The sequence below is a fragment of the Sinorhizobium americanum genome (genome assembly GCF_001651855.1).
GTDB classification, from domain to species: Bacteria; Pseudomonadota; Alphaproteobacteria; order Rhizobiales; family Rhizobiaceae; genus Sinorhizobium; species Sinorhizobium americanum.
Genome location: NZ_LNQC01000056.1, coordinates 79536 through 100193 on the forward strand (window position 1 = coordinate 79536; position 20658 = coordinate 100193).

The 20658-nt window shown below is 62.9% G+C and carries 17 protein-coding genes and 1 pseudogene; 11 read left to right on the forward strand and 7 right to left on the reverse strand.

What is annotated here, in order from left to right:
* Positions 1–5 precede the first annotated feature (5 nt).
* The 6 genes from ATC00_RS16490 (at position 6) to ATC00_RS16515 (ending at position 7149) form a co-directional block, all read left to right on the forward strand.
* Complete coding sequence (locus tag ATC00_RS16490) at positions 6–1580, forward strand: ABC transporter ATP-binding protein (RefSeq protein WP_037384402.1); 1575 nt, start codon at positions 6–8, stop codon at positions 1578–1580.
* Positions 1570–2664 (forward strand): ABC transporter permease, encoded by a 1095-nt coding sequence (locus tag ATC00_RS16495; protein ID WP_037384398.1) that lies wholly within the window; start codon positions 1570–1572, stop codon positions 2662–2664. Before ATC00_RS16490 ends, ATC00_RS16495 begins: the two co-directional genes overlap by 11 nt.
* Positions 2664–3584 carry an ABC transporter permease gene (locus tag ATC00_RS16500; protein WP_064253606.1) on the forward strand — a complete coding sequence of 307 codons (921 nt, stop codon included), beginning with the start codon at positions 2664–2666 and terminating at the stop codon, positions 3582–3584. Before ATC00_RS16495 ends, ATC00_RS16500 begins: the two co-directional genes overlap by 1 nt.
* A gap of 44 nt (positions 3585–3628) precedes the next feature.
* Positions 3629–4699: a BMP family ABC transporter substrate-binding protein gene (locus ATC00_RS16505; RefSeq protein ID WP_037384393.1), complete on the forward strand. Its 1071-nt coding sequence runs from the start codon at positions 3629–3631 to the stop codon at positions 4697–4699.
* A gap of 256 nt (positions 4700–4955) precedes the next feature.
* Entirely contained in the window at positions 4956–5708 is a 753-nt protein-coding gene (locus ATC00_RS16510; RefSeq protein WP_412458392.1) for a FadR/GntR family transcriptional regulator, read from the forward strand.
* A 145-nt stretch (positions 5709–5853) separates the two neighbouring features.
* Positions 5854–7149, forward strand: a complete 1296-nt coding sequence (locus ATC00_RS16515; protein ID WP_037384388.1) for a hemolysin family protein — start codon at positions 5854–5856, stop codon at positions 7147–7149.
* 54 nt (positions 7150–7203) lie between these two features.
* On the opposite strand, the pseudogene ATC00_RS16520 reads toward ATC00_RS16515, so the two are convergent.
* The 7 genes and pseudogenes from ATC00_RS16520 to ATC00_RS16550 all read right to left on the reverse strand — a co-directional run bounded on the left by ATC00_RS16520 (position 7204) and on the right by ATC00_RS16550 (position 13890).
* Positions 7204–7664: pseudogene (locus ATC00_RS16520) on the reverse strand (NUDIX hydrolase).
* Positions 7657–8295, reverse strand: coding sequence for a histidine phosphatase family protein (locus ATC00_RS16525; protein WP_064253608.1), 639 nt, complete (start codon positions 8293–8295; stop codon positions 7657–7659). The pseudogene ATC00_RS16520 and the gene ATC00_RS16525 overlap by 8 nt, the downstream one beginning before the upstream one ends.
* Positions 8296–8426: 131 nt before the next feature.
* Positions 8427–9647 (reverse strand): molybdopterin molybdotransferase MoeA, encoded by a 1221-nt coding sequence (locus ATC00_RS16530; RefSeq protein ID WP_037384383.1) that lies wholly within the window; start codon positions 9645–9647, stop codon positions 8427–8429.
* Positions 9647–10141 carry a cyclic pyranopterin monophosphate synthase MoaC gene (gene moaC, locus ATC00_RS16535; protein WP_064253609.1) on the reverse strand — a complete coding sequence of 165 codons (495 nt, stop codon included), beginning with the start codon at positions 10139–10141 and terminating at the stop codon, positions 9647–9649. The genes ATC00_RS16530 and moaC overlap by 1 nt, the downstream gene beginning before the upstream one ends.
* Positions 10141–10956 (reverse strand): indole-3-glycerol phosphate synthase TrpC, encoded by an 816-nt coding sequence (trpC, locus tag ATC00_RS16540; RefSeq protein WP_064253610.1) that lies wholly within the window; start codon positions 10954–10956, stop codon positions 10141–10143. Before trpC ends, moaC begins: the two co-directional genes overlap by 1 nt.
* A gap of 9 nt (positions 10957–10965) precedes the next feature.
* Positions 10966–11979 carry an anthranilate phosphoribosyltransferase gene (gene trpD / locus ATC00_RS16545; protein WP_064253611.1) on the reverse strand — a complete coding sequence of 338 codons (1014 nt, stop codon included), beginning with the start codon at positions 11977–11979 and terminating at the stop codon, positions 10966–10968.
* 18 nt (positions 11980–11997) lie between these two features.
* A complete protein-coding gene (locus ATC00_RS16550; protein ID WP_037384373.1) occupies positions 11998–13890 on the reverse strand; it encodes a peptidylprolyl isomerase in 1893 nt (630 codons plus the stop codon).
* 366 nt (positions 13891–14256) lie between these two features.
* Between ATC00_RS16550 and ATC00_RS16555 the strand changes: the two genes are divergently transcribed.
* The 5 genes from ATC00_RS16555 (at position 14257) to ATC00_RS16575 (ending at position 20643) form a co-directional block, all read left to right on the forward strand.
* The gene (locus ATC00_RS16555) at positions 14257–15903 is read left to right on the forward strand and encodes a Na/Pi cotransporter family protein (RefSeq protein WP_064253612.1); all 1647 of its coding nucleotides are present in this window, start codon (positions 14257–14259) and stop codon (positions 15901–15903) included.
* Positions 15904–16093: 190 nt separating this feature from the next.
* Positions 16094–17464 carry a bifunctional UDP-N-acetylglucosamine diphosphorylase/glucosamine-1-phosphate N-acetyltransferase GlmU gene (gene glmU / locus ATC00_RS16560; protein ID WP_064253613.1) on the forward strand — a complete coding sequence of 457 codons (1371 nt, stop codon included), beginning with the start codon at positions 16094–16096 and terminating at the stop codon, positions 17462–17464.
* Positions 17465–17610: 146 nt separating this feature from the next.
* Positions 17611–19437, forward strand: a complete 1827-nt coding sequence (gene glmS / locus ATC00_RS16565; protein WP_064253614.1) for a glutamine--fructose-6-phosphate transaminase (isomerizing) — start codon at positions 17611–17613, stop codon at positions 19435–19437.
* The gene (locus tag ATC00_RS16570; RefSeq protein ID WP_064253615.1) at positions 19434–19931 is read left to right on the forward strand and encodes a GNAT family N-acetyltransferase; all 498 of its coding nucleotides are present in this window, start codon (positions 19434–19436) and stop codon (positions 19929–19931) included. Before glmS ends, ATC00_RS16570 begins: the two co-directional genes overlap by 4 nt.
* Positions 19932–19950: 19 nt before the next feature.
* A complete protein-coding gene (locus tag ATC00_RS16575) occupies positions 19951–20643 on the forward strand; it encodes a DUF502 domain-containing protein (protein ID WP_037383637.1) in 693 nt (230 codons plus the stop codon).
* Positions 20644–20658 lie beyond the last annotated feature (15 nt).

The following is a 20658-nucleotide window of genomic DNA, read 5'->3' on the forward strand; positions in this document are numbered from 1 at the left end:
GCAGCGTGCCTGTTAAGGGACAAATTGCGAGCGGCCCGCTGCTGGCCGTGCGCGACCTGACGAAATTGTTCGGCTCCTTCGCAGCCTGCAATACGATCAATCTGCACATAGAACCCGGAGAAATTCACGCGCTCCTCGGCGAAAACGGGGCGGGGAAATCCACCCTGGTGAAGATGCTGTTCGGCGTCCTTGCGCCGACCGCCGGCGAGATCTCCTGGATGGGCGACAATGTCCGGATCACCAGCCCCGGTGACGCGCGCAAGCTCGGCATAGCAATGGTCTTTCAGCATTTCTCACTGTTCGAGGCGCTGACGGTTGCGGAAAACATCGCACTTTCGATGGATCGCAGCATTTCGCTTGCACGGGTTGCCGAAGAGGCGGCGCGGCTGTCGCGCCTCTATGGGCTGCCGCTCGATCCGAGCGCGCATGTCGCCGATCTTTCGGTCGGTGAACGGCAGCGCATCGAGATCGTCCGCGCCCTGCTTCAGAACCCGCAGCTGATCATCCTCGACGAGCCGACCTCGGTGCTGACCCCGCAGGAGGCGGACCGGCTGTTCGAGACTCTGCTAAAGCTGAAGGCGGAAGGCCGCTCGGTGCTCTATATCTCCCACCGCCTCGAGGAGGTGCAGCGCATTTGCGACCGTGCCACCGTGTTGCGGCACGGCAAGGTCACCGGCGCCTGCGATCCGCGCGCCGAGACGCCGGCTTCGCTCGCCCGCATGATGGTCGGCAACGATGTGGCCGTGGTGACGCCCGAGGGCACGAGCACCAAGGGCGACGTGCAACTCGAAGCCCGCGGCCTTTCCGTCGCGGCGCGCACGCCTTTCGCGGTTTCGCTCAAGAATGTCTCGCTGAAGGTCAGGGCAGGCGAGGTTCTGGCGATCGCCGGCGTTGCCGGCAACGGCCAGAGCGAGCTTTTCGACGCGCTTTCGGGCGAGTACCCGGTGACCGACGACAATGCCGTGCAAATTCGCCAGAGGCCGGTCGGAGCGAAGAACATCAATGCGCGACGCCTGATGGGCGCCGGCTTCGTGCCGGAGGAGCGGCATGGGCATGCGGCTGTCTCGTCGCTCTCGCTTTCCGACAATCTCGTGCTGGCGCGCAATCAGTCCGACAAGCGCGCCTTTCTCGGCGGCGGCTTCCTGAAGATCATCCGCCAGGGCGCGGTGAAAGCCGCAGCCAAGCGCATTTCCGAGGCGATGGACGTCCGCAAGAGCGGCGAGGACCCGCCGGCCGGCTCGCTTTCGGGCGGCAACCTGCAGAAGTTCATCGTCGGCCGCGAACTCGACCGGCAGCCGGCCGTGCTCGTCGTCAACCAGCCCACTTGGGGCGTCGACGCCGGGGCGGCCAGCCGGATCCGCCAGGCGCTCGTCGATCTCGCCAAAGCGGGCTCCGCCGTGCTGGTGATCAGCCAGGATCTCGACGAGATCTTCGAGGTGGCAACCGAAATAGCCGTGATCAGCGAGGGAAGGCTCTCCGATCCCTATCCGGCCCGCGAACTCTCGCGTGAGAAGATCGGCCTCCTGATGGGCGGCATGCATGGCAAGATGGAAGGCGCGGGAGCGGCACATGCGCATTGAGCTCGAAAAGCGTCCCAAGGTCTCGGCGCTCTATTCCATCCTGTCGCCCTTCATCGCCTTTGCGCTGACGATCGTCTTCGGCGGCATCATGTTCGCGCTGCTCGGCAAGAACCCGGTGGCTGCGCTTTACAGCTTTTTCGTTGAGCCGCTGAGCGAGGTCTGGTCGCTGCATGAACTGGCGATCAAGGCTGCGCCGCTGATTCTGATCGGCGTCGGCCTCTCCGTCTGCTTCCGCTCCAACAACTGGAATATCGGCGCGGAAGGCCAGTTCATCATGGGGGCGATCGCCGGATCCATCTTTCCGGTGGTCTTCTACGAATGGCAGTCGCCGCTCATGCTGCCGCTGATGCTGCTGCTCGGCATGGTTGGTGGCGCGCTCTTCGCGGCGATCCCGGCCTTTCTCAAGGCCCATATGAACACCAACGAGATCTTGACGAGCTTGATGCTGGTCTATGTCGCCCAGCTCTTTCTCGACTGGCTCGTGCGCGGCCCCTGGCGCAACCCGCAGGGCATGAACTTTCCGGAAACCCGAAGCTTCGGGGTGGATGCGATCCTTCCCGAGATGCTCGCTTCCGGCCGCACGCATTGGGGATTTGCCTTTGCGATCCTTGCGGCGCTGGCGGTCTGGTTCATGATGCGCTACACGCTGCGCGGCTTCGAGATCACCGTCCTCGGCCAGTCGGAGCGGGCAGGGCGCTTCGCCGGCTTTTCGTCGCGGAAGATGATCTGGTTCTCAATGCTCTTCTCCGGTGCGCTTGCCGGTCTTGCCGGCATTTCGGAGGTGAGCGGCGCGATCCAGCAGCTGAGGCCGGTCATCTCGCCCGGCTACGGCTTCACGGCGATCATCGTCGCATTCCTCGGGCGGCTCAATCCGCTTGGCATCATCGCTGCCGGCCTTGTGCTCGCTCTTACCTATCTCGGCGGCGAGGCGGCGCAGCTTTCGATCGGCGTCTCCGACAAGGTGACGCGCGTGTTCCAGGGATTGCTCCTGTTCTTCGTGCTGTCCTGCGACACGCTCATTCATTACCGGATCCGGCTTGTCCGAGAGAGGTTTGCGGCGCTCAAGACGGATGAGGCGCACTGATGGGTATCGTCGAAGCAATTCTCTTGAGCGTCATTACCGCGGCGACGCCGCTCGTCCTTGCCGCAGCCGGCGAACTGGTCGCCGAACGGTCGGGCGTCCTCAACCTCGGCGTCGAGGGCATGATGATCATGGGCGCGGTCTGCGCCTTCGCCGCCACGCAGCTCAGCGGCTCGCCCTATGTTGGCGTGCTTGCCGGTGTCGGTGCCGGCGCGTTGTTTTCGCTGCTCTTCGGCTTCCTGACGCTGACGCTCGTCGCCAATCAGGTGGCGACCGGCCTTGCCCTGACGCTGTTGGGTCTCGGCGTCTCCGGGATGCTGGGCGAGAGTTTCCTCGGCATGCAGGGCATCAAGCTGCAGCCGATCGCCGTTCCGCTGCTCTCGCGGGTGCCGTTCATCGGGCCCCTCCTCTTCCGGCAGGACGCAATCTTTTATCTCTCGATCGCGATCGTCGCCGGCATCCACTGGTTCCTCTTCAGGACGCGTTCGGGACTGAAGCTGCGCGCTGTCGGCGACAGCCACGGTTCGGCACACGCCCTGGGCGTCGACGTCATCCGCACCCGCTACCTGGCCGTGCTTTTCGGCGGTGCCTGCGCCGGGCTTGCCGGCGCGCAGCTTTCGCTGGTCTATACGCCGCAATGGGTCGAGAACATGTCTGCCGGCCGCGGCTGGATCGCGCTTGCGCTGGTGGTCTTCGCCTCCTGGCGTCCCTGGCGGGTGGTTGCCGGCGGCTATCTGTTCGGCGCCGTGTCGATCAGCCAGTTGCATGCCCAGGCCTTCGGGATCGGCATTCCCTCACAGTTCCTTTCCTCGCTTCCCTATGTGGCGACAATTGTCGTACTCATTCTCATATCGCATAACCGGCGCATGACCCTGATCAATACGCCAGCATCGCTCGGCAAACCGTTTGTGCCGGACCGGTGAACAACAACAACAGACGGAATTCTCAAACCGACAGAGGTCAAAAAATGAAAAAACTACTCCTCGCCCTCGCAACCACCACTGCGGTGCTCGGCTTCGCTTCAGCCGCTAGCGCCCAGGAAAAGGCCAAGATCTGCTTCGTCTACGTGGGCTCGAAGACCGATGGCGGCTGGACGCAGGCGCACGACATCGGCCGCCAGCAGGTCGAAAAGGAACTGGGAGACAAGGTCGAAACACAGTTCCTGGAAAACGTTCCGGAAGGGCCGGATGCGGAACGCGCGATCGAGCGCCTGGCGCGGTCCGGCTGCGGGCTGATCTACACCACGTCCTTCGGCTTCATGGACGCGACCATCAAGATTGCCCAGAAGTTCCCGGACGTGAAGTTCGAGCATGCGACCGGCTACAAGACCGCCCCGAACGTCGCGACCTATAACAGCCGTTTCTATGAGGGCCGCTACATCCAGGGCCAGATCGCCGCCAAGATGTCTCAAAAGGGCGTTGCCGGCTACATCGCCTCCTTCCCGATTCCGGAAGTGGTGATGGGCATCAACGCCTTCGTCATCGGCGCCCGCTCGGTCAATCCGGAGTTCAAGATCAAGGTCGTGTGGGCGAACACGTGGTTCGACCCGGGCAAGGAAGCGGATGCCGCCAAGGCGCTCATCGACCAGGGCGTCGACATCCTCACCCAGCACACAGACACCACCGCTCCGATGCAGGTTGCGGCCGAACGCGGTATCAAGGCCTTCGGCCAGGCCTCCGACATGATCGCCGCCGGCCCGAAGACGCAGCTGACGGCGATCGTCGATACCTGGGGCGCCTATTACGTCAAACGCACCCAGGCCTTCCTCGACGGCAAGTGGGAAACGACCTCGAGCTGGGACGGCCTGAAGGACGGCATCCTGACGATGGCGCCCTACACCAACATGCCCGATGACGTGAAGGCGATGGCGGAAGCGACGGAAGCCAAGATCAAGTCCGGCGAACTGAAGCCATTCACCGGCCCGCTCAACAAGCAGGACGGCACCGCTTGGCTCAAGGAAGGCGAATCCTCCGATGACGCCACGCTCCTCGGCATGAACTTCTATGTCGAAGGAGTGGACGACAAGCTGCCGCAGTAAGGGCGGGAGGGCGGCCGCCTTTTGAATCATCTGCAAACCCCGCGCCCAGGCGCGGGGTTTGTTCTTGTGGGGCGTATCGACATTGGGGCACCGGATTCGCGCCGGCCGCCGCCCGCGGGCTCATCGTCGCACTTTCGGGAATCGTATATTCGATCTACTGTTATACAAAGCTTCTCCTGTCGGAATGAGAAGCGGCGATGATACGAAAAGAATGGCGCCTGCCCGCAGCAGGAGGGCACTCTGGAGGGGGACGGGGTTGAAGAGCCTGCTTGATACGGTGATATCCAAGACGCCCAAACGGACGAGCCATGCACAGGTCGTGGATCAACTTGGCAAGGCGATCGTTTCGGGCGAGTTTCCGGTCGGCAGCATTCTGCCCGGCGACCCTGAACTGGCACTCCGCTTCCGTGTGTCGCGCACTGTCTTGCGCGAGGCGATGAAGACGCTTGCGGCGAAGGGCATGGTCGTTCCGCGTGCCCGTATCGGGACTCGCGTGACACCCAGGAAAGACTGGAATCTTTTCGATGCCGATATCCTGACCTGGCATTTCGCCTGCGGAGTTGACGAGGATTTCCTCTATCATCTGAGTGAGGTGCGGCTCGCTTTCGAGACGCACGCCGCCGCCCTGGCCGCGCGCAACGCCAGCGACGCCGAAATCGCCACGATGATGCGGCTGGCAGTCGCCATGGGTGACGCGAGTCACACGGCAGAAACGCTTGCCGTTGCCGACCTGAAGTTCCATCTCGCCGTTCTCGAGGCGTCTGGCAATCCGTTCCTCAGAACGGTCGGCGGCCTGATCGAAGCGGCTCTCGTCGGCGTCTTCAAATTGAGTTCGCCGACGGACGAGAAGGGTGGCATAGACGAGGTGGCCCGCAACCACATCCGCATTGTCGAGGAGATCGGCAGAAGGGACGAGCTCGGCGCGCGGCAGGCGATGGAATACGTCATCACATATGGTCGCAATCGAATCCAGAAGGCCTTCAATCCGGACAAGAGCGCCAAAAACTGAAAGAGCCCGGCGGCTCCGCAACCGCTACTACGAGCTCCGACGGCCCAGATCGCCGGACTGGCCTTGCCCGCACAGTTTCCCTGGCCTATCTGAGACGGCAGTCGTTCCACATCTGACGACCTACCTTGAGCGGTGAACGGAGCCTATGTCCGAGCTTTTTGTCATTTTTCTTCTGCTTCTGATCAACGCCTTCTTCGCGCTCTCGGAAATGGCAATCGTCTCGGCAAGCAAACCCTTGCTGCGTCAGATGGTGAAGCAGGGAAACCATGGCGCGGAAGCCGCCCTGCGGCTGGCCGAGGAGCCTGGAAAGTTCCTCTCCACCGTTCAGGTCGGCATCACTCTCGTCGGCATTCTGGCCGGCGCCTATGGCGGCGCGACCATCGCGGCGAAGCTCGCGCCGACCCTGGACCAGATCGCCTGGATCCACCCCTATGGCAACACCGTTGCCGTCGCGCTCGTCGTCACGCTCATCACGTTCCTCTCGGTAGTAATCGGCGAACTGATCCCGAAGCAGCTCGCGCTCAGGAATTCGGAAGGCTTGGCGATCTTCGTCGCGCGGCCGATGACCTTGCTTTCGCGAATAGCCGCGCCGGTCGTTTATCTTTTCGAAACGGCCGCTCGCCTGGCGATGCGGCTGATGGGCATGAAGGCGGAGGACCCCGATCACGTCACGGAAGAGGAAGTGCATGCGATCATGGCCGAAGGCGTGGAGAGCGGCGCGATCGAGAAGAGCGAACACGAAATGCTGCGGCGCATCATCCGTCTCGGCGACAGGAACGTCAAATCGATCATGACGCATCGCACCGAGGTCAGCTTCATCGACGTCAATGACAGCATGGAGACGATCGGCCGCAAGATTCGCCAGTTCGGCCATTCGCGCTACCCGGTTATCGATGGTCCGGCGGGCGACGTGATCGGAGCGGTGCTGGCCAAGGAGATACTGAACGCCGCGGTCGCGGCACCCTTCGATATCCGCAATTATGTCCGCGAGATTCTGACCCTTCCGGAGACGGCTTCCTGCCTGAAGGCGCTCGAAGCTTTCAAGGCCTCCAGCGTCAACATGGCGATGATCGTCGACGAGTACGGCAGCACGGAAGGCATCATCACCACCGCCGACATCCTGGAGGCGATCGTCGGCGTCATCCCGTCGAATTACGACGATATCGAGCACGCCCATATCCGCGCACGCGAGGACGGCAGCTATCTTGTCGACGGCCGAACGCCGATCGACGAGATCCACCTGCAGATCGGCATTGAAGGGATAGACAGCGACGGCGATTTCGAAACCATTGCCGGTTTTCTGGTGCAGCAGTTGCGCAAGACACCGGAGGAGGGCGACTGCGCCGAGGCGCACGGATACCGCTTCGAGGTGCTGGACATGGACGGCCGCCGCATCGACAAGATCCTCGTCAGCCGCCGCGCCGAGGAACATTCAGCCTGATGGCGAGCAAGTGGCCGGGGTGACGCTTCACCGCGCGTCTTGTGAGATCGGAAGTCAAGCTCCTATCAGCAAATGCCGAACAGGCGCCCGTTGAACGAATTCGGCTTCGACGTGCCGCAACACATGGCGCTGGCCGGCGAACGGTACCATGCCGACCGCAGCTTCGAACGGGACCCAGCAAAATTCGCTGTGCTCGTGATTGATGACCACCTTTGCTCCAGGATCCACGAAACCTACGAAGACAGGCAGTATGCTGATCGCATCCCTGTCGGTCTCATAGAATTGTTCACAGATGTCCGCCGAGTAAAGGCGATCGCAGGTCAGGCCGGTTTCCTCCTTCACCTCGCGCAGCGCCGCCTGCCAGCCTTCTCACCTTCCTCGATGCCGCCGGCAATCTGGCACCATTCTCCGACCAGCGTGTGATTTCGGCGAAGCAGCAACACCTCGGCTTCACCATCGATAACACGCAAAAGGACAGCGGATACGGCAAAGCACCGGATCGGAATGTCAACCATGTGGGCTCGCGTCCTCCAGGTGCGAAACATCTGCCAGCCGAACCACTGCACGGCTACGCCAATAGTCATCCTGCCGCAATTGGGTGATGCTTCCGGGCAGTGCCGGAAAATTCACATATCCGGCGGCGGCGATTGGCATCTTGATCCATGCGGCAATGACGAAGGTCAGAGCAAACCCGTGCGTGACGATGATTTGCGTTTCGCAGGTGCGGCCCACGATGGCATCGACGCATCGATAGACGCGCTGGGCAATTTCACGGCGCGTTTCGCCATCGGAAATTCCGCCACGATGGTCCATCCGGTTATCATCGGGAGCCGGGGTTTGGCGCGCGTTCAGCCACTCCTGCGCCTTTCCGCCCGCCGAACCGTAGCTCATCTCCCGCAGGTCGCTGGTCTCCTCGAAAGTCCGCCCAAGGCGGTCTGCGATGATCGCAGCGGTCTGGGAGGCGCGCAGAAGATCAGAACTGAAAATCTCAACCGGACCATCACCGATCAGCGTGGCAAGCCGCTCTGCGGTAGCCCTCGCATCGGCTACGCCGCTCGCCGTCAGGTCCGTGTCATGCCAACCACCGACTTTTTTCTCGATGTGATGGACGGATTGGGCATGGGTGACGACAAAGAGATTTTTCATGCCAGATTACTCTAGAGAGCGCCGGTCGAGAGTATGCAGTTGCATTTAGCAAATGCCGCAAAATAGGCATCCGGCCTAGGTCAGTCGAGTACCTTTGGTCCCGTCGTTTTGCACGCCCGTTGCCGTCAGCCTCAGGCGGGATCCCGGAGCTTGAGGACGGTGCAGGGGTCACCCGGCGCCGCGGCCGGTGTTTGCGGTGGGCGAACGATGAGGCCGTCCGACTGTGCGAAGACCCCGGTCATCGACGAGTCCTGGCGTTGGAAGGGGTGCGCCATGAGCGACCCATCCGGCTCGCGGGAGAGGCGGGCGCGAACGTAGTCCTGGCGGCGATCATTGGCGGGCAGCGGTTGAGCGAGCTTCGCCGCGATGAGCCGTGAGCGGTCGGGAAGATGTGCGAGCTTGCGCGTCAGGGGTTCCAGGAAAAGCAGGGCGCAGACGAGGCTCGAGACCGGATTGCCCGGCAGGCCGAGCACCGGCATGCCGGCGAGGTCTCCGACCATCAGCGGCTTTCCCGGCCGCATCGCGATGCGCCAGAAATCGAGCGTCATGCCACAGGCGAGGAGCGTCGACTGGACGAGATCATGGTCTCCGACCGAAGCGCCACCGAGCGTGACAAGCACGTCGGCTTGCGCGCCTCGCGCCCTTTCGACGGCAGCGGCAATCGCCGCCCGATCGTCGCGGGCTATGCCGAGATCCAGTATATTCGCGCCATTTTCGCGAGCGATCGCCGCGACGCCAAAGCTGTTCGAGGCGATGATCTGGTCGGCCCCGGGCGTGCTGCCGGGCGGCAGCAACTCGTCGCCCGTGGCAAGAATTGCGATCTTCGGACGCAGGAACACCGGTAGGCTCGGGTGGTTCATGCTCGCCGCAAGCGTCAAGCGGCCGGCGTCGAGCACGCTTCCGGCAGAAAGCGTAATTTCGCCCTTCTCGAAATCCTGGCCTGCGAGACGGATATGGCGGCCCTTCGCCGGCGCGAACAGGGTACGGATCCGATTGCCCTCAAGGCGCTCGGTGTCTTCCTGCAGGATGACTGTGTCGGCGCCGGCCGCGAGCGGCGCACCGGTGAAGATGCGCACTGCCTCGCCTGGTCCAACCCGGCCCTGAAATCCACGGCCCGCCGCCGATTGCCCTATGACGGACAGTTCGGCGCCGATAGCGGCGATGTCCTCATGGCGGACGGCGTAGCCATCCATGGCGGAATTGTCGAAGGGAGGATGGGTGAGCAGCGCTCCCGTATCTTCGGCAAGCACACGGCCGAAGCAATCGTGCAGCGCAAGCCGCTCGGTCTCCGGACGGGGTTGGGCCTGGGCGAGAACTCTTCCGAGCGCCTCTTCGACCGGGAGCAGCGACATCAGCCCAGGTCTCCATCCCGGCGATAGTCGCCGGATCGCCCGCCCGATTTGCTGACGAGGCGAATGCCGCCGATCTCCATTTCGCGGTCCGCAGCCTTTGCCATGTCGTAGATCGTCAGGCAGGCAATGCTGACCGCCGTCAGTGCCTCCATCTCGACGCCCGTCCGCCCCTTGAGCTTCGCCATTGCCTCGATGCGCAAGCCGGGCAGGGCGTTGTCGGGCACGATATCGACCGAGACATTGGTCAGCATCAGCGGGTGGCAGAGCGGAATGAGGTTGGACGTCTGCTTGGCAGCCATGATCCCCGCGAGCCGGGCGGTGCCGATGACGTCTCCCTTCTTGGCGTTGCCTTCGAGGATCAGTGCCAGAGTCTCGGCTTGCATCCGGACGAAGCCTTCGGCGACGGCGACACGCACCGTCTCCGCCTTGTCGCCGACATCGACCATATGAGCTTCGCCGGCGCTGCCGATATGGGTGAGGCGCGGGCCGTTCATTACTCTGCCGCCACGGCGCTTGCCGAACCGGTCAACAGCGTCCGCGTCGCGGCCTCCACGTCTTCCTTTCGCATCAGGCTTTCGCCGACGAGGAAGGTGGTGATACCGCTCTTTTCCAGGCGCCTGCAGTCCTCATGCGTGAATATGCCGCTTTCGCCGACCAGCAGCCGATCGGCCGGCACCATCGGCGCCAGCTGTTCGGAAACGGCAAGATCGACCTCGAACGTCCTCAGGTTGCGATTGTTGATGCCGATGAGAGGAGACGAGAGACGCAGGGCGCGCTCCATTTCCTCCGCATCATGCACCTCGACGAGCACGTCCATACCCAGCGCCGCTGCGGCGTCCTCCAGACGATGGGCGTCCTCGTCGGTGAGCGATGCCATGATCAAGAGGATGCAGTCCGCCCCCCAGGCGCGGGCTTCGAAGACTTGGTAGGTATCGAACATGAAGTCCTTGCGCAGTGCCGGCAGCGAGCAGGCGGTTCGCGCGGCGGTCAGAAACTCGGGGGCGCCCTGAAAACTCGGTGTATCCGTGAGCACCGAGAGGCAGGCGGCACCGCCGGCGGCATAGGCCTCCGCCAGCGCCGGCGGATCGAAGTCCGGACGGATCAAGCCCTTCGACGGGCTGGACTTCTTGATCTCGGCGATCAGTCCGAACTCGCCTTTCTGGCGGCGCGCCGCAAGCGCGGCGTGAAAGCCGCGCGGCGAGGACTGGTCGGCGATCCGCGCCCTCAGCTCGTCGAGCGGCACCCGCGCCTTCGCGGCGGCGATCTCGTCACGCTTGTAGGCCTCGATCTTGCGCAGAATATCCGTCATGTCCTCTCCTCAAGCGGCATTGGAGACGGTGATCAGCCGCTGCAGGGCAGTCTTGGCGGCGCCGCTCGTAAGGGCGTTGCGGGCGATCGCCATGCCGTCGGCGAGATCCTTGGCGCGCCCCGCTATCATCAACGAAGCGGCGGCGTTCGCAAGGGAAATGTCCCGGTAGGCATTCTCTTCGCCATCGAGCACCGCCTGCAATGCCGCCGCGTTATGGGCTCCGTCGCCGCCCTTCAAGGCATCGAGAGTGGTGCGCGTCAGACCGAAGTCGTCCGGCGTCAGCTCGAAGCTGCGAATGTGGCCGTCCTTCAGTTCCGCAACCTTGGTGACCCCGGTCGTGGTGATCTCGTCCAGTCCCTCGCCGTGCACGACCCAGACGCTCTCGGATCCGAGGTCGCGCAGCACTTCCGCCAGCGGATCAACCCATTGCGGCGCATAGACTCCGACAAGCTGGTGTTTGACGCCGGCCGGGTTGGAGAGCGGGCCTAAGAGATTGAAGATCGTTCTCGTGCCGAGCTCGACGCGGGTCGGTCCCACATGGCGCATCGCCGAATGGTGCTGCTGGGCGAACATGAAGCCGACGCCCGCTTCGCGAATGCAGCGGGCAATCGCTTCCGGGCCGATGTCGAGCTTGACGCCGAGACAGGAGAGCGCGTCGGCCGTTCCGGATTTCGAACTCAGGGCCCGATTGCCGTGCTTGGCGACCGGCACGCCGGCACCGGCGACGATCAGCGACGCCAGCGTCGAGATGTTGTAGGTGCCGGCACCGTCGCCGCCGGTTCCGACGATGTCGATGGCGTCCTCAGGCGCCTCGACCGGGAGCATGCGTGCCCTCATTGCACCGACAGCGCCGACGATCTCGTCGACTGTCTCGCCGCGTACCCTGAGCGCCATGAGGAAGCCGCCGATCTGGGATGGCGTGGCCGCTCCGGACATGATGATCTCGAAGGCCGCTCGAGCGTCTTCGCGGCTGAGGGCTTCGCGCGCTGCGACTTTTGCGACGAACGGCTTCAAATCACTCATGCTTCGTTACCTCGTCCGTCAGCGCTGCGCCAATGCCTGCTCGGCAAGCGTCTGGTTGATCGATACGCCATAGACCGACTGCAGTGTCGCGACCATCTGATCGAGTATGTCGTCGCCGCTCGCGCGGGCGATCGCTTCGATCTGGCGGCTGTCATTATCGAGCGCGTTGGCGGGAGCTCTGTCGTCAACGGCCGTCACCTGCATCAGGATCTGGCCTTCGCCGCCCATGCCGGCTGCATTGGCGACATGTCCGTTCGGCCCGGCAAAGGCCGCGGCAATGGCGGCCTGGCTCAGAGCGGCGTCCTGAGTGGAGCGGCTCAATCCGGTCTTCGTTTCGACGACAATGCCGAGTTCGCTTGCGATGTCCGCGAGCTTCGCGCCCTTCTTGATCCGATCCTTCAATTCTGTTGCCTTGGCGGCGAGCGCCACCCGTTGCTGCTCGGCCGTCCAGTCGGCAGCCACCTCGTCGCGAACTTCGTCGAGCGTGCGGTCGCGGGCCGGGATCACCTCTTCGAGGTCGAACCAGGCGTAGCCGTCGCGGCCGATATGGACGGCGAGCGTCTCGAGGCCAACTTCAGCCTTGAACACTTCCTGAAGAAGGGTGCGCTGCTCCGGCAACCCGGTCACCTCGTCGCCATTCTGGTCCTTGCCGGTGGCATCGATTGCGTCGACGGTTGCGAGCTTGAGCTTCAGCTGGTCTGCGACCTCCTTGACGGTTGCGCCGGCTGCCCTTTCGTCCTCGACCTTGTCATGCAGGCCGACGAGCTGATCGCGCGCCACCGAAAGGGCGATCTCTTTGCGCAACTCCTCCTTGACTTCATCGAAGCTGCGAACGGCTTCCTGGCGCATATTGGTGACGCGCAGGATGACGTGGCCGAAGGCGCCTTCGACGACGGGCGTCACGCCGCCGTCCGTGGCGACAGCAAAGGCTGCTTCGGCGACTTTCTGGTCGGGCATCTGCTCCTTGGTGAAGTCACCGAGGAGGACGTCCGCCGCACTCTTGCCTTCGGCCTTGACGAGATCGTCGAAGGAAGTGCCGGAGGCGAGCTTGGCGGCACCCGCGTCAGCGGCCTCGCGAGACGGGAAGGCCAGTTGCTCGATTGTTCGCGTGGCCGGTGTGCGGAAGCTTTCCTTGCGCTTTTCGTAGTCGGCGCGCAGCTCTTCCTCGGTGACCGCGTCGGCGGCAATGAGATCCTCGGGTTCGAGCTTGATGTAGCTGAACTTCCGGTATTCCGGAGCGCGATAGTTCGCCTTGTGGCTTTCGAACCAGGGGGCCAGCACATCGTCGCCCGGCGCCTTGACCGGATCGATATTGGCGTTCGAGAGCAGCAGATAGTCGACGGTGCGCGTTTCATGCCGATATTTGCCGACGGCATCGAGCAGGACCGCGGGCGCCGCGTATCCGTCCGAGAGTGCATCGACGATCTGAGAGCGGACCGCTACCTGGCTGCGGTTGTTGATGTAGTCGTGCTCGGTCAGCCCAGCATTTCGCAGTATAGTCGAGAAGGTAAGCCGATCGAACTGGCCGTTGGCGCCGTGAAAGGCGGGGTCCTCGCCGATCAATCTGGCGAGCCGGTCTTCGGAGAGGCCGAGGTTCATGTCTTCGGCCAGCTGATCGAGAGCGGCGCCCGCGACGAGCTGCGAGTAGACCTGCGCCTCCACGCCGAAAGCGCGGGCCTGCTGCCGCGTGAGCGGCGTTCCAAGCTGCCGCGAAAGCAGGCTCAACTGGCGCTCATAGGCAAGCCGATAGTCGCTGGCGGAAACTTTGACGTCGCCGACCGTTACCACCGCATCGGACGTACCGGTCACCATCAAGGTCTGACCGCCCCACACCATGAATGAGAGGATGAGAATGGCCAGGAGGCCTTTGACGATCCGCGTCTGGGCGGCGTTTCTCAGAGAATCGAGCATGGGGGGCAGAAACCTCGTTCAGTGCAGCGGCATGACGCCGAATGAATTCGTTCCTTAGAACAAACCCAATGGGAATTGAAGGCCGATCAGTCGTAAATCGCGATGCTTTAGAGAGTGGACCGACAGACCCGCAGCTCGGCAGATTCCGAGGCACTGTCAGGCGCTTTCGCAGGGGCATCGCTGTACCAACTGATTGGGGATCGACGCGAACGAGAAAGCCGATGTCGGATTCGTTAGCCGGCAAGTGAATTCATTCTGCAAAATTGTCGGTTTCAGGCTGGTCTCTCTATGGTCAACGAGAGAGATTCGTGTCTTCGATAGTGTCAGAAACTTGATGCCGGGCGGCGGCTGCGGAATTTCCATGCCATGCAATCCACTATCGTAATGGTCAATCTCTTCGGTGCCGTCGCACTGCTTCTCTTCGGTCTTTCACTGGTGAAGGAGGGTGTGACGCGCGCCTTCGGATCACGTCTGCGCGCCGGCCTCGCTCGAGGAACGAATGGCTCCCTGCGCGCATTCGTGACTGGCCTGATTGCCACGCTCGCACTGCAAAGCTCCACGGCCACGGCACTGATGACGGCATCCTTCGTGGAGAAGGGCCTCGTGCGGTCGCGGATGGCGCAGATCGTGCTGCTCGGTGCCAATATCGGCACGGCCATGACGGCCTGGATCGTTGCGATCGGTATCGGATGGCTGTCCCCCTTGTTCATTCTCGCCGGTGTCATGATGCACCGGATGAGCCGCTCGAGCGCACGCCAGGGTGCAGGCTTTGCGCTGGTCGGTATCGGCCTGATGCTTCTGTCGCTCGAACTGCTCGGCACGGCCACGGAGCCGATGCGGGAGTCACAGGCTTTGGCCGCCTTTCTGGGCATGCTCGACAATGCCTGGCCGGTCGCCCTGCTCTTTTCGGCCGGTCTTGCCTTCGCTTCGTCTTCGAGTCTCGCCATGGTCATGCTGGTCCTGTCGCTGTCGTCCGCAGGCGTGCTTTCACCAGGTTTGACCGTGGCGCTGGTGCTGGGAGCCAATCTGGGCGGCGCAATCCCACCGGTGATCGCGACGCTCCCCGCGGCGCCGGGTGCTCGTCGGGTCACAATCGGCAACCTGATCGTGCGCGGCATCGGATGTCTGATCGCACTCCCGCTGGCCGGTCTCAACGCCGACATTCTGCAGGGTCTGCCTTTGCCGCGACAGAACCTGCCGGTCGATGTCCACCTGCTTTTCAACCTCGTCGTCGCGCTGATCGCCTGGCCCTTTGCGGGCTTGCTGTCGCGGATGATGAGCCGTCTGGTCCCGGACGAAGAGGTGAGCGAGACGGGCCCACGCTATCTTGACGACGCGGCGCTCGATACGCCTGTGATGGCCCTCTCCGGCGCGACGCGGGAGGTGCTCAGGGTCGGAGACGTCATCGAGGGCATGCTGCTGCGCGCGTCGGCCGCGTTCAACAAGAACGATATGAGTGAACTCGGCGACATCGGAACGATGGAGAAGCAGGTCGATCTGCTGCAGCAGGAGGTGAAGATCTTCCTTTCGCGGCTGGGCCGGCACGGGCTGAATGAAGAAGACGGGCGTCGCTCGATCGTGATCATCGACTACGCGATCAACCTCGAGCACATGGGCGACATCATCGAGAAGGGCCTTTGCGAGCAGATCCGCAAGAAAGTCACCAATGGTCTGAAATTCTCCGACGACGGCTACCAGGAACTGAAGAACCTGTTCGACCTGACGCTCGACAACTTGCGCATCGCCCAGACGATCTTCGTCTCGCGCAATGCGGACCTCGCCCGTCACCTTATCGAGGTAAAGGTCGATGTGCGCCACATGGAAAAACGCTCCGCCGAACGGCATCTAGAGCGCCTTCGCGACGGGCTGCTTGAAAGCCTGCAGACGAGTTCGCTGCATCTCGACATGCTGCGAGACCTGAAACGCGTCAATGCGCACATCGCCTCTGTCGCTTATCCGATCGTCGAAGAAAGCGGGCTATTGACGGAGAGCCGGCTGCGGCCGCAGGCATGATGTCGCTGCCCGGCGCCCAGCGGACTGCGCCGAGGAATTTTCCCGAGACGGAGAAGCATCTCCCTAAACCGGGGTTAACGCGACGTGATTGTGCGATATATGCATTTCGCAATATCTTGCTGACAGCACGCGCAGAATCGGGCGACCGGCAAGCCCAGGAATACCCGAAGGATACCAAGGAGATCAGAGAATGGAACGGACTTGCCTGGCGATCATCCTGGCGGCGGGCGAAAGCACGCGGATGAAATCGGCCCTGTCGAAGGTGCTGCATCCGGTCGCCGGCCGGCCGATGATTGCCCATGTCGTCGACGCGCTGGCAAGCGCATCCATTTCCGACGTCGCCCTGGTCGTCGGCCGCGACGCGGATGCGGTTTCGGCTGCCGCGAGCACCGGCACGGCCAAGGTCTCCTCCTTCCTGCAGAAGGAACGGCTCGGTACGGCGCATGCCGTTCTTGCGGCGCGTGAGGCGATCGAAAAGGGCTATGACGACGTCCTGGTCGTCTTCGGCGATACGCCGCTCATCACTGCCGCACCGCTCAAGGCGGCGCGCGAACGGTTGGCGGAAGGCAATGACGTGGTCGTCATCGGCTTTGAAGCCGCGGATCCGACCGGCTATGGACGTCTCATCGTCGAGAACGGGGAACTGCTCGCCATCCGGGAACACAAGGATGCCTCCGAAGAGGAGCGTCGCATCACCTGTTGCAACGGCGGCCTGATGGCGATCAGCGGCGGCAAGGCGCTCGACCTGCTCGGCCGCATCGGCAATGCCAATGTAAAGGGCGAATACTACCTGACCGACCTTGTCGAGATCGTCCGCGGCCTCGGCGGCCGGGCGATCGCCGTCGAGGCGCCGGAGGAGGAACTCACCGGCTGCAACACAAGGGCTGAACTCGCCTCTATCGAGCGTCTTTGGCAGCAACGCCGGCGCCAGGAGCTGATGCTTGCCGGGGTTTCGATGATCGCGCCGGAGACCGTCTTCCTCGCTTGGGACACAGAACTGGCGCAGGACGTCCTGGTAGAGCCGAATGTGGTCTTCGGCCCCGGGGTGCGGGTCGAAAGCGGCGCCGTGATCCATGCTTTTTCGCACGTTGAAGGTGCCCATGTCCGCGCGGGCGCGACGGTCGGGCCCTTCGCCCGTCTTCGTCCGGGCGCCGATCTCGGTCCCAAATCGAAGGTCGGCAATTTCTGCGAGGTGAAGAAGGCGGAAATCGGCGCCGGCGCCAAGGTGAACCACCTCACTTATATCGGCGATGCCTTCGTCGGCGCTGGATCAAACATCGGTGCGGGCACCATCACATGCAACTATGATGGCGTGAACAAACACCTCACGCGGATCGGCGAAAATACCTTCATCGGCTCCAATTCGTCGCTCGTGGCTCCGGTGGCGATCGGCGATGGCGCGCTTGTCGCCTCCGGCAGCGTGATAACCGAGAACGTTCCGGCCGGTGCCGTTGCTTTTGGCCGGGCGCGGCAGGAAATCAAGCCGGGTCGGGCTCCCATATTGCGGGAGCGCTATGAGGCGGAAAAAGCGGCCAGGAAGAAGGTCAAGGCTGCCGAATAGTCTCGTTAATCATTGAAACTGAAAGTGAAATCGCAGCGGATTGTTTCCCGCGATAATTTCGCTACCAAGGCTGCTACATTGGCGACGGGGTCGCCGCATTTGAGCTGACACGCCCGACTGGCGTGCGAGGGAACGCGGAGAGCAATATGTGCGGGATTGTGGGTATCGTCGGGCAGCAACCGGTCTCGGAGCGACTGGTCGATGCGTTGAAACGCCTTGAATACCGGGGATACGATTCGGCCGGGGTTGCGACAATCGAGGGTGGAGCGCTGGATCGCCGGCGCGCCGAGGGGAAGCTCGTCAACCTCGAGGCGAGGCTGAAAGAGGAGCCGCTCGCCGGTAGCATCGGCATCGCCCATACGCGCTGGGCAACCCACGGGGCGCCGACCGAACGCAATGCCCATCCGCATTTCACCGATGGCGTCGCTGTCGTGCACAACGGCATCATCGAGAATTTTTCCGAGCTGAAGGACGAGCTGTCCGAGGCGGGTGCCGAATTCCAGACCGAGACCGACACGGAAGTCGTCGCGCAGCTGCTGGCAAGATTTCGCCGCGACGGCCTGGGACGGCGCGAGGCGATGCATGCGATGCTGAAACGGGTGAGGGGCGCCTATGCCCTTGCCGTTCTCTTCCAGGACGACCCGTCGACGATCATGGCGGCCCGCAACGGCCCGCCGCTGGCGATCGGCCATGGCGAGGGCGAGATGTTCCTGGGCTCCGATGCCATCGCGCTCGCGCCCTTCACCAATGAAATCACCTATCTTATCGACGGAGACTGGGCGGTGATCGGCAGGACCAACGTCCATATCTTCGACATGGATGGCAACGTCGTCACCCGCCCGCGCCAGGTATCCTCGGCTGCGGCCTATATGGTCGACAAGGGCAACCATCGCCATTTCATGGAGAAGGAAATCTACGAGCAGCCGGAGGTCATCTCCCACGCGCTCAGCCACTATATCAACTTCATCGACCATCGGGTGCTGCCGGTTTCGGACAATATCGACTTCGCCAAGGTGCCGAGCCTGGCGATCTCCGCCTGCGGCACCGCTTACCTGGCCGGGCTGATCGGCAAATACTGGTTCGAGCGCTATGCACGCCTGCCGGTCGAAATCGATGTCGCTTCGGAGTTCCGCTACCGCGAAATTCCGCTTTCGCCGCAGTCGGCCGCTCTCTTCATCTCGCAATCGGGCGAGACCGCCGATACGCTTGCTTCGCTGCGCTACTGCAAGGAACACGGCCTGAAGATCGGCGCGGTCGTCAATACGCGCGAATCGACGATCGCGCGCGAGTCCGACGCCGTCTTCCCGATCCTCGCGGGGCCGGAGATCGGCGTAGCGTCGACCAAGGCCTTCACCTGCCAGCTTGCGGTCCTGGCTGCGCTCGCCGTCGCTGCCGGCAGGGCGCGCGGCACTGTCAGCGAGCAGGAGGAGCAGGCGCTGGTGAGGAGCCTTGCCGAGATGCCGCGCCTCATGGGGCAGGTGCTCAACAGCATTCAGCCGAAGATCGAGTTCCTGTCGCGCGAATTGTCGAAGTGCCGAGATGTGCTTTATCTCGGTCGCGGCACAAGCTTCCCGCTCGCCATGGAAGGTGCCCTGAAGCTCAAGGAGATCTCCTATATCCACGCGGAAGGCTATGCCGCCGGCGAGCTGAAACATGGTCCGATCGCTCTGATCGACGAGAACATGCCGGTGATCGTGATTGCGCCGCATGACCGCTTCTTCGACAAGACCGTCTCCAACATGCAGGAAGTGGCGGCGCGTGGCGGACGGATCATTCTGATTACCGACGGGAAGGGGGCTGCCGCTTCGAAGCTCGACACGATGCATACGATCGTGCTTCCAAACGTCGACGAAATCATCGCGCCGATGATCTTCTCGCTGCCGGTCCAACTGCTCGCCTATCACACGGCGGTCTTCATGGGCACCGATGTCGATCAGCCGCGCAACCTCGCCAAATCGGTCACCGTCGAATGATCATCCGGCCGGAGACGCAAGGGGACATCGAGTCGATCCGGCACGTGACGGAGGCGGCCTTTGCCGGTCAGCCCTATAGCGACCAGACCGAGGCGCGGATCATCGAACGTCTCCGCGCCGAGGGTGCCCTGACGCTGTCGCTGGTCGCCGAGGACGATGGTGAGGTGATTGGCCACATCGCTTTCTCGCCGGTGACGATCATGCCCTTTGCGGCGGATTGGTATGGACTCGGTCCCCTGTCCGTGCGGCCGGACCGGCAGGGTCGCGGCACGGGCAGTGCGCTCGTCCGGCAAGGGCTTGATAGAATGCGGAATTTGGGCGCTTCCGGCTGTGTCTTGGCGGGCAATCCGGCTTTTTACGGCAGGTTCGGGTTCCGCAACGATCCGGCTCTTGTCTTTCCCGGTTGTGCGCCGCAATATTTCATGGTTCTACCCTTGGCGGAAACACGGGTTTCCGGCACGGTCAGTTATCATCCGGCCTTCGGGGCGGTTTGACGAGATCGATGGCAACGGCATGACGGACGGTTCAAAAAGCGGCATCATCGCAGCCCGACTGCGCAACTATTTTCTCACGGGCCTTATCATCTGCGCGCCCGTGGCCATCACCGTTTGGCTGGTGCGCTCGTTCATCGAATGGGCGGACAGCTGGGTGAAACCCTATTTGCCGAGCTTCTACAATCCGGACACCTATTCTCCGGTGGCAATCCCGGGTTTCGGCCTGCTCGTCGCGATGGTCGTTATCACCCTCGTCGGTTTCCTGACGGCGAACATCATAGGGCGCTCGATCATCCATTTCGGCGAGTCGCTGCTCAACCGCACGCCGCTCGTCCGGACGATCTACAAGTCGCTGAAGCAGATTTTCCAGACGGTGCTGCAGGACCAATCCTCCTCCTTCAAGAAGGCCGGGCTGATCGAATATCCAAGCCCCGGGCTTTGGTCGCTGGTGTTCATCGCGACCGACGTGAAGGGCGAGATCGCTTCCAAGTTTGACGAGCGCGGCATGGATATGGTGGCCGTTTTCCTGCCGCCGACGCCGCTGCCGACCGCCGGCTTCCTGTTGTTCGTGCCGCGCGATAAGATCGTGCCGCTGGAGATGAGTGCCGAGGACGCGGCCAAGCTGTTGATTTCAGGCGGCCTCGTGACGCCGGATCACAAGCCGCTCGCCAACGCGCCGCCGCGGACGATCACGCAACAGAAAAGGGCGTAACATCACTCCCAGACC

Coding starts and splice junctions, on each gene's coding strand:
- ATC00_RS16505 (WP_037384393.1), top strand. CDS start 3,629: ATGAAAAAACTACTCCTCGCCCTCGCAACCACCACTGCGGTGCTCGGC.
- ATC00_RS16500 (WP_064253606.1), top strand. CDS start 2,664: ATGGGTATCGTCGAAGCAATTCTCTTGAGCGTCATTACCGCGGCGACG.
- ATC00_RS16515 (WP_037384388.1), top strand. CDS start 5,854: ATGTCCGAGCTTTTTGTCATTTTTCTTCTGCTTCTGATCAACGCCTTC.
- trpC (WP_064253610.1), bottom strand. CDS start 10,956: ATGACGGATATTCTGCGCAAGATCGAGGCCTACAAGCGTGACGAGATC.
- trpD (WP_064253611.1), bottom strand. CDS start 11,979: ATGAGTGATTTGAAGCCGTTCGTCGCAAAAGTCGCAGCGCGCGAAGCC.
- ATC00_RS16550 (WP_037384373.1), bottom strand. CDS start 13,890: ATGCTCGATTCTCTGAGAAACGCCGCCCAGACGCGGATCGTCAAAGGC.
- ATC00_RS16530 (WP_037384383.1), bottom strand. CDS start 9,647: ATGTCGCTGCTCCCGGTCGAAGAGGCGCTCGGAAGAGTTCTCGCCCAG.
- ATC00_RS16555 (WP_064253612.1), top strand. CDS start 14,257: ATGCAATCCACTATCGTAATGGTCAATCTCTTCGGTGCCGTCGCACTG.
- glmS (WP_064253614.1), top strand. CDS start 17,611: ATGTGCGGGATTGTGGGTATCGTCGGGCAGCAACCGGTCTCGGAGCGA.
- glmU (WP_064253613.1), top strand. CDS start 16,094: ATGGAACGGACTTGCCTGGCGATCATCCTGGCGGCGGGCGAAAGCACG.
- ATC00_RS16575 (WP_037383637.1), top strand. CDS start 19,951: ATGACGGACGGTTCAAAAAGCGGCATCATCGCAGCCCGACTGCGCAAC.
- moaC (WP_064253609.1), bottom strand. CDS start 10,141: ATGAACGGCCCGCGCCTCACCCATATCGGCAGCGCCGGCGAAGCTCAT.
- ATC00_RS16570 (WP_064253615.1), top strand. CDS start 19,434: ATGATCATCCGGCCGGAGACGCAAGGGGACATCGAGTCGATCCGGCAC.
- ATC00_RS16495 (WP_037384398.1), top strand. CDS start 1,570: ATGCGCATTGAGCTCGAAAAGCGTCCCAAGGTCTCGGCGCTCTATTCC.
- ATC00_RS16525 (WP_064253608.1), bottom strand. CDS start 8,295: ATGAAAAATCTCTTTGTCGTCACCCATGCCCAATCCGTCCATCACATC.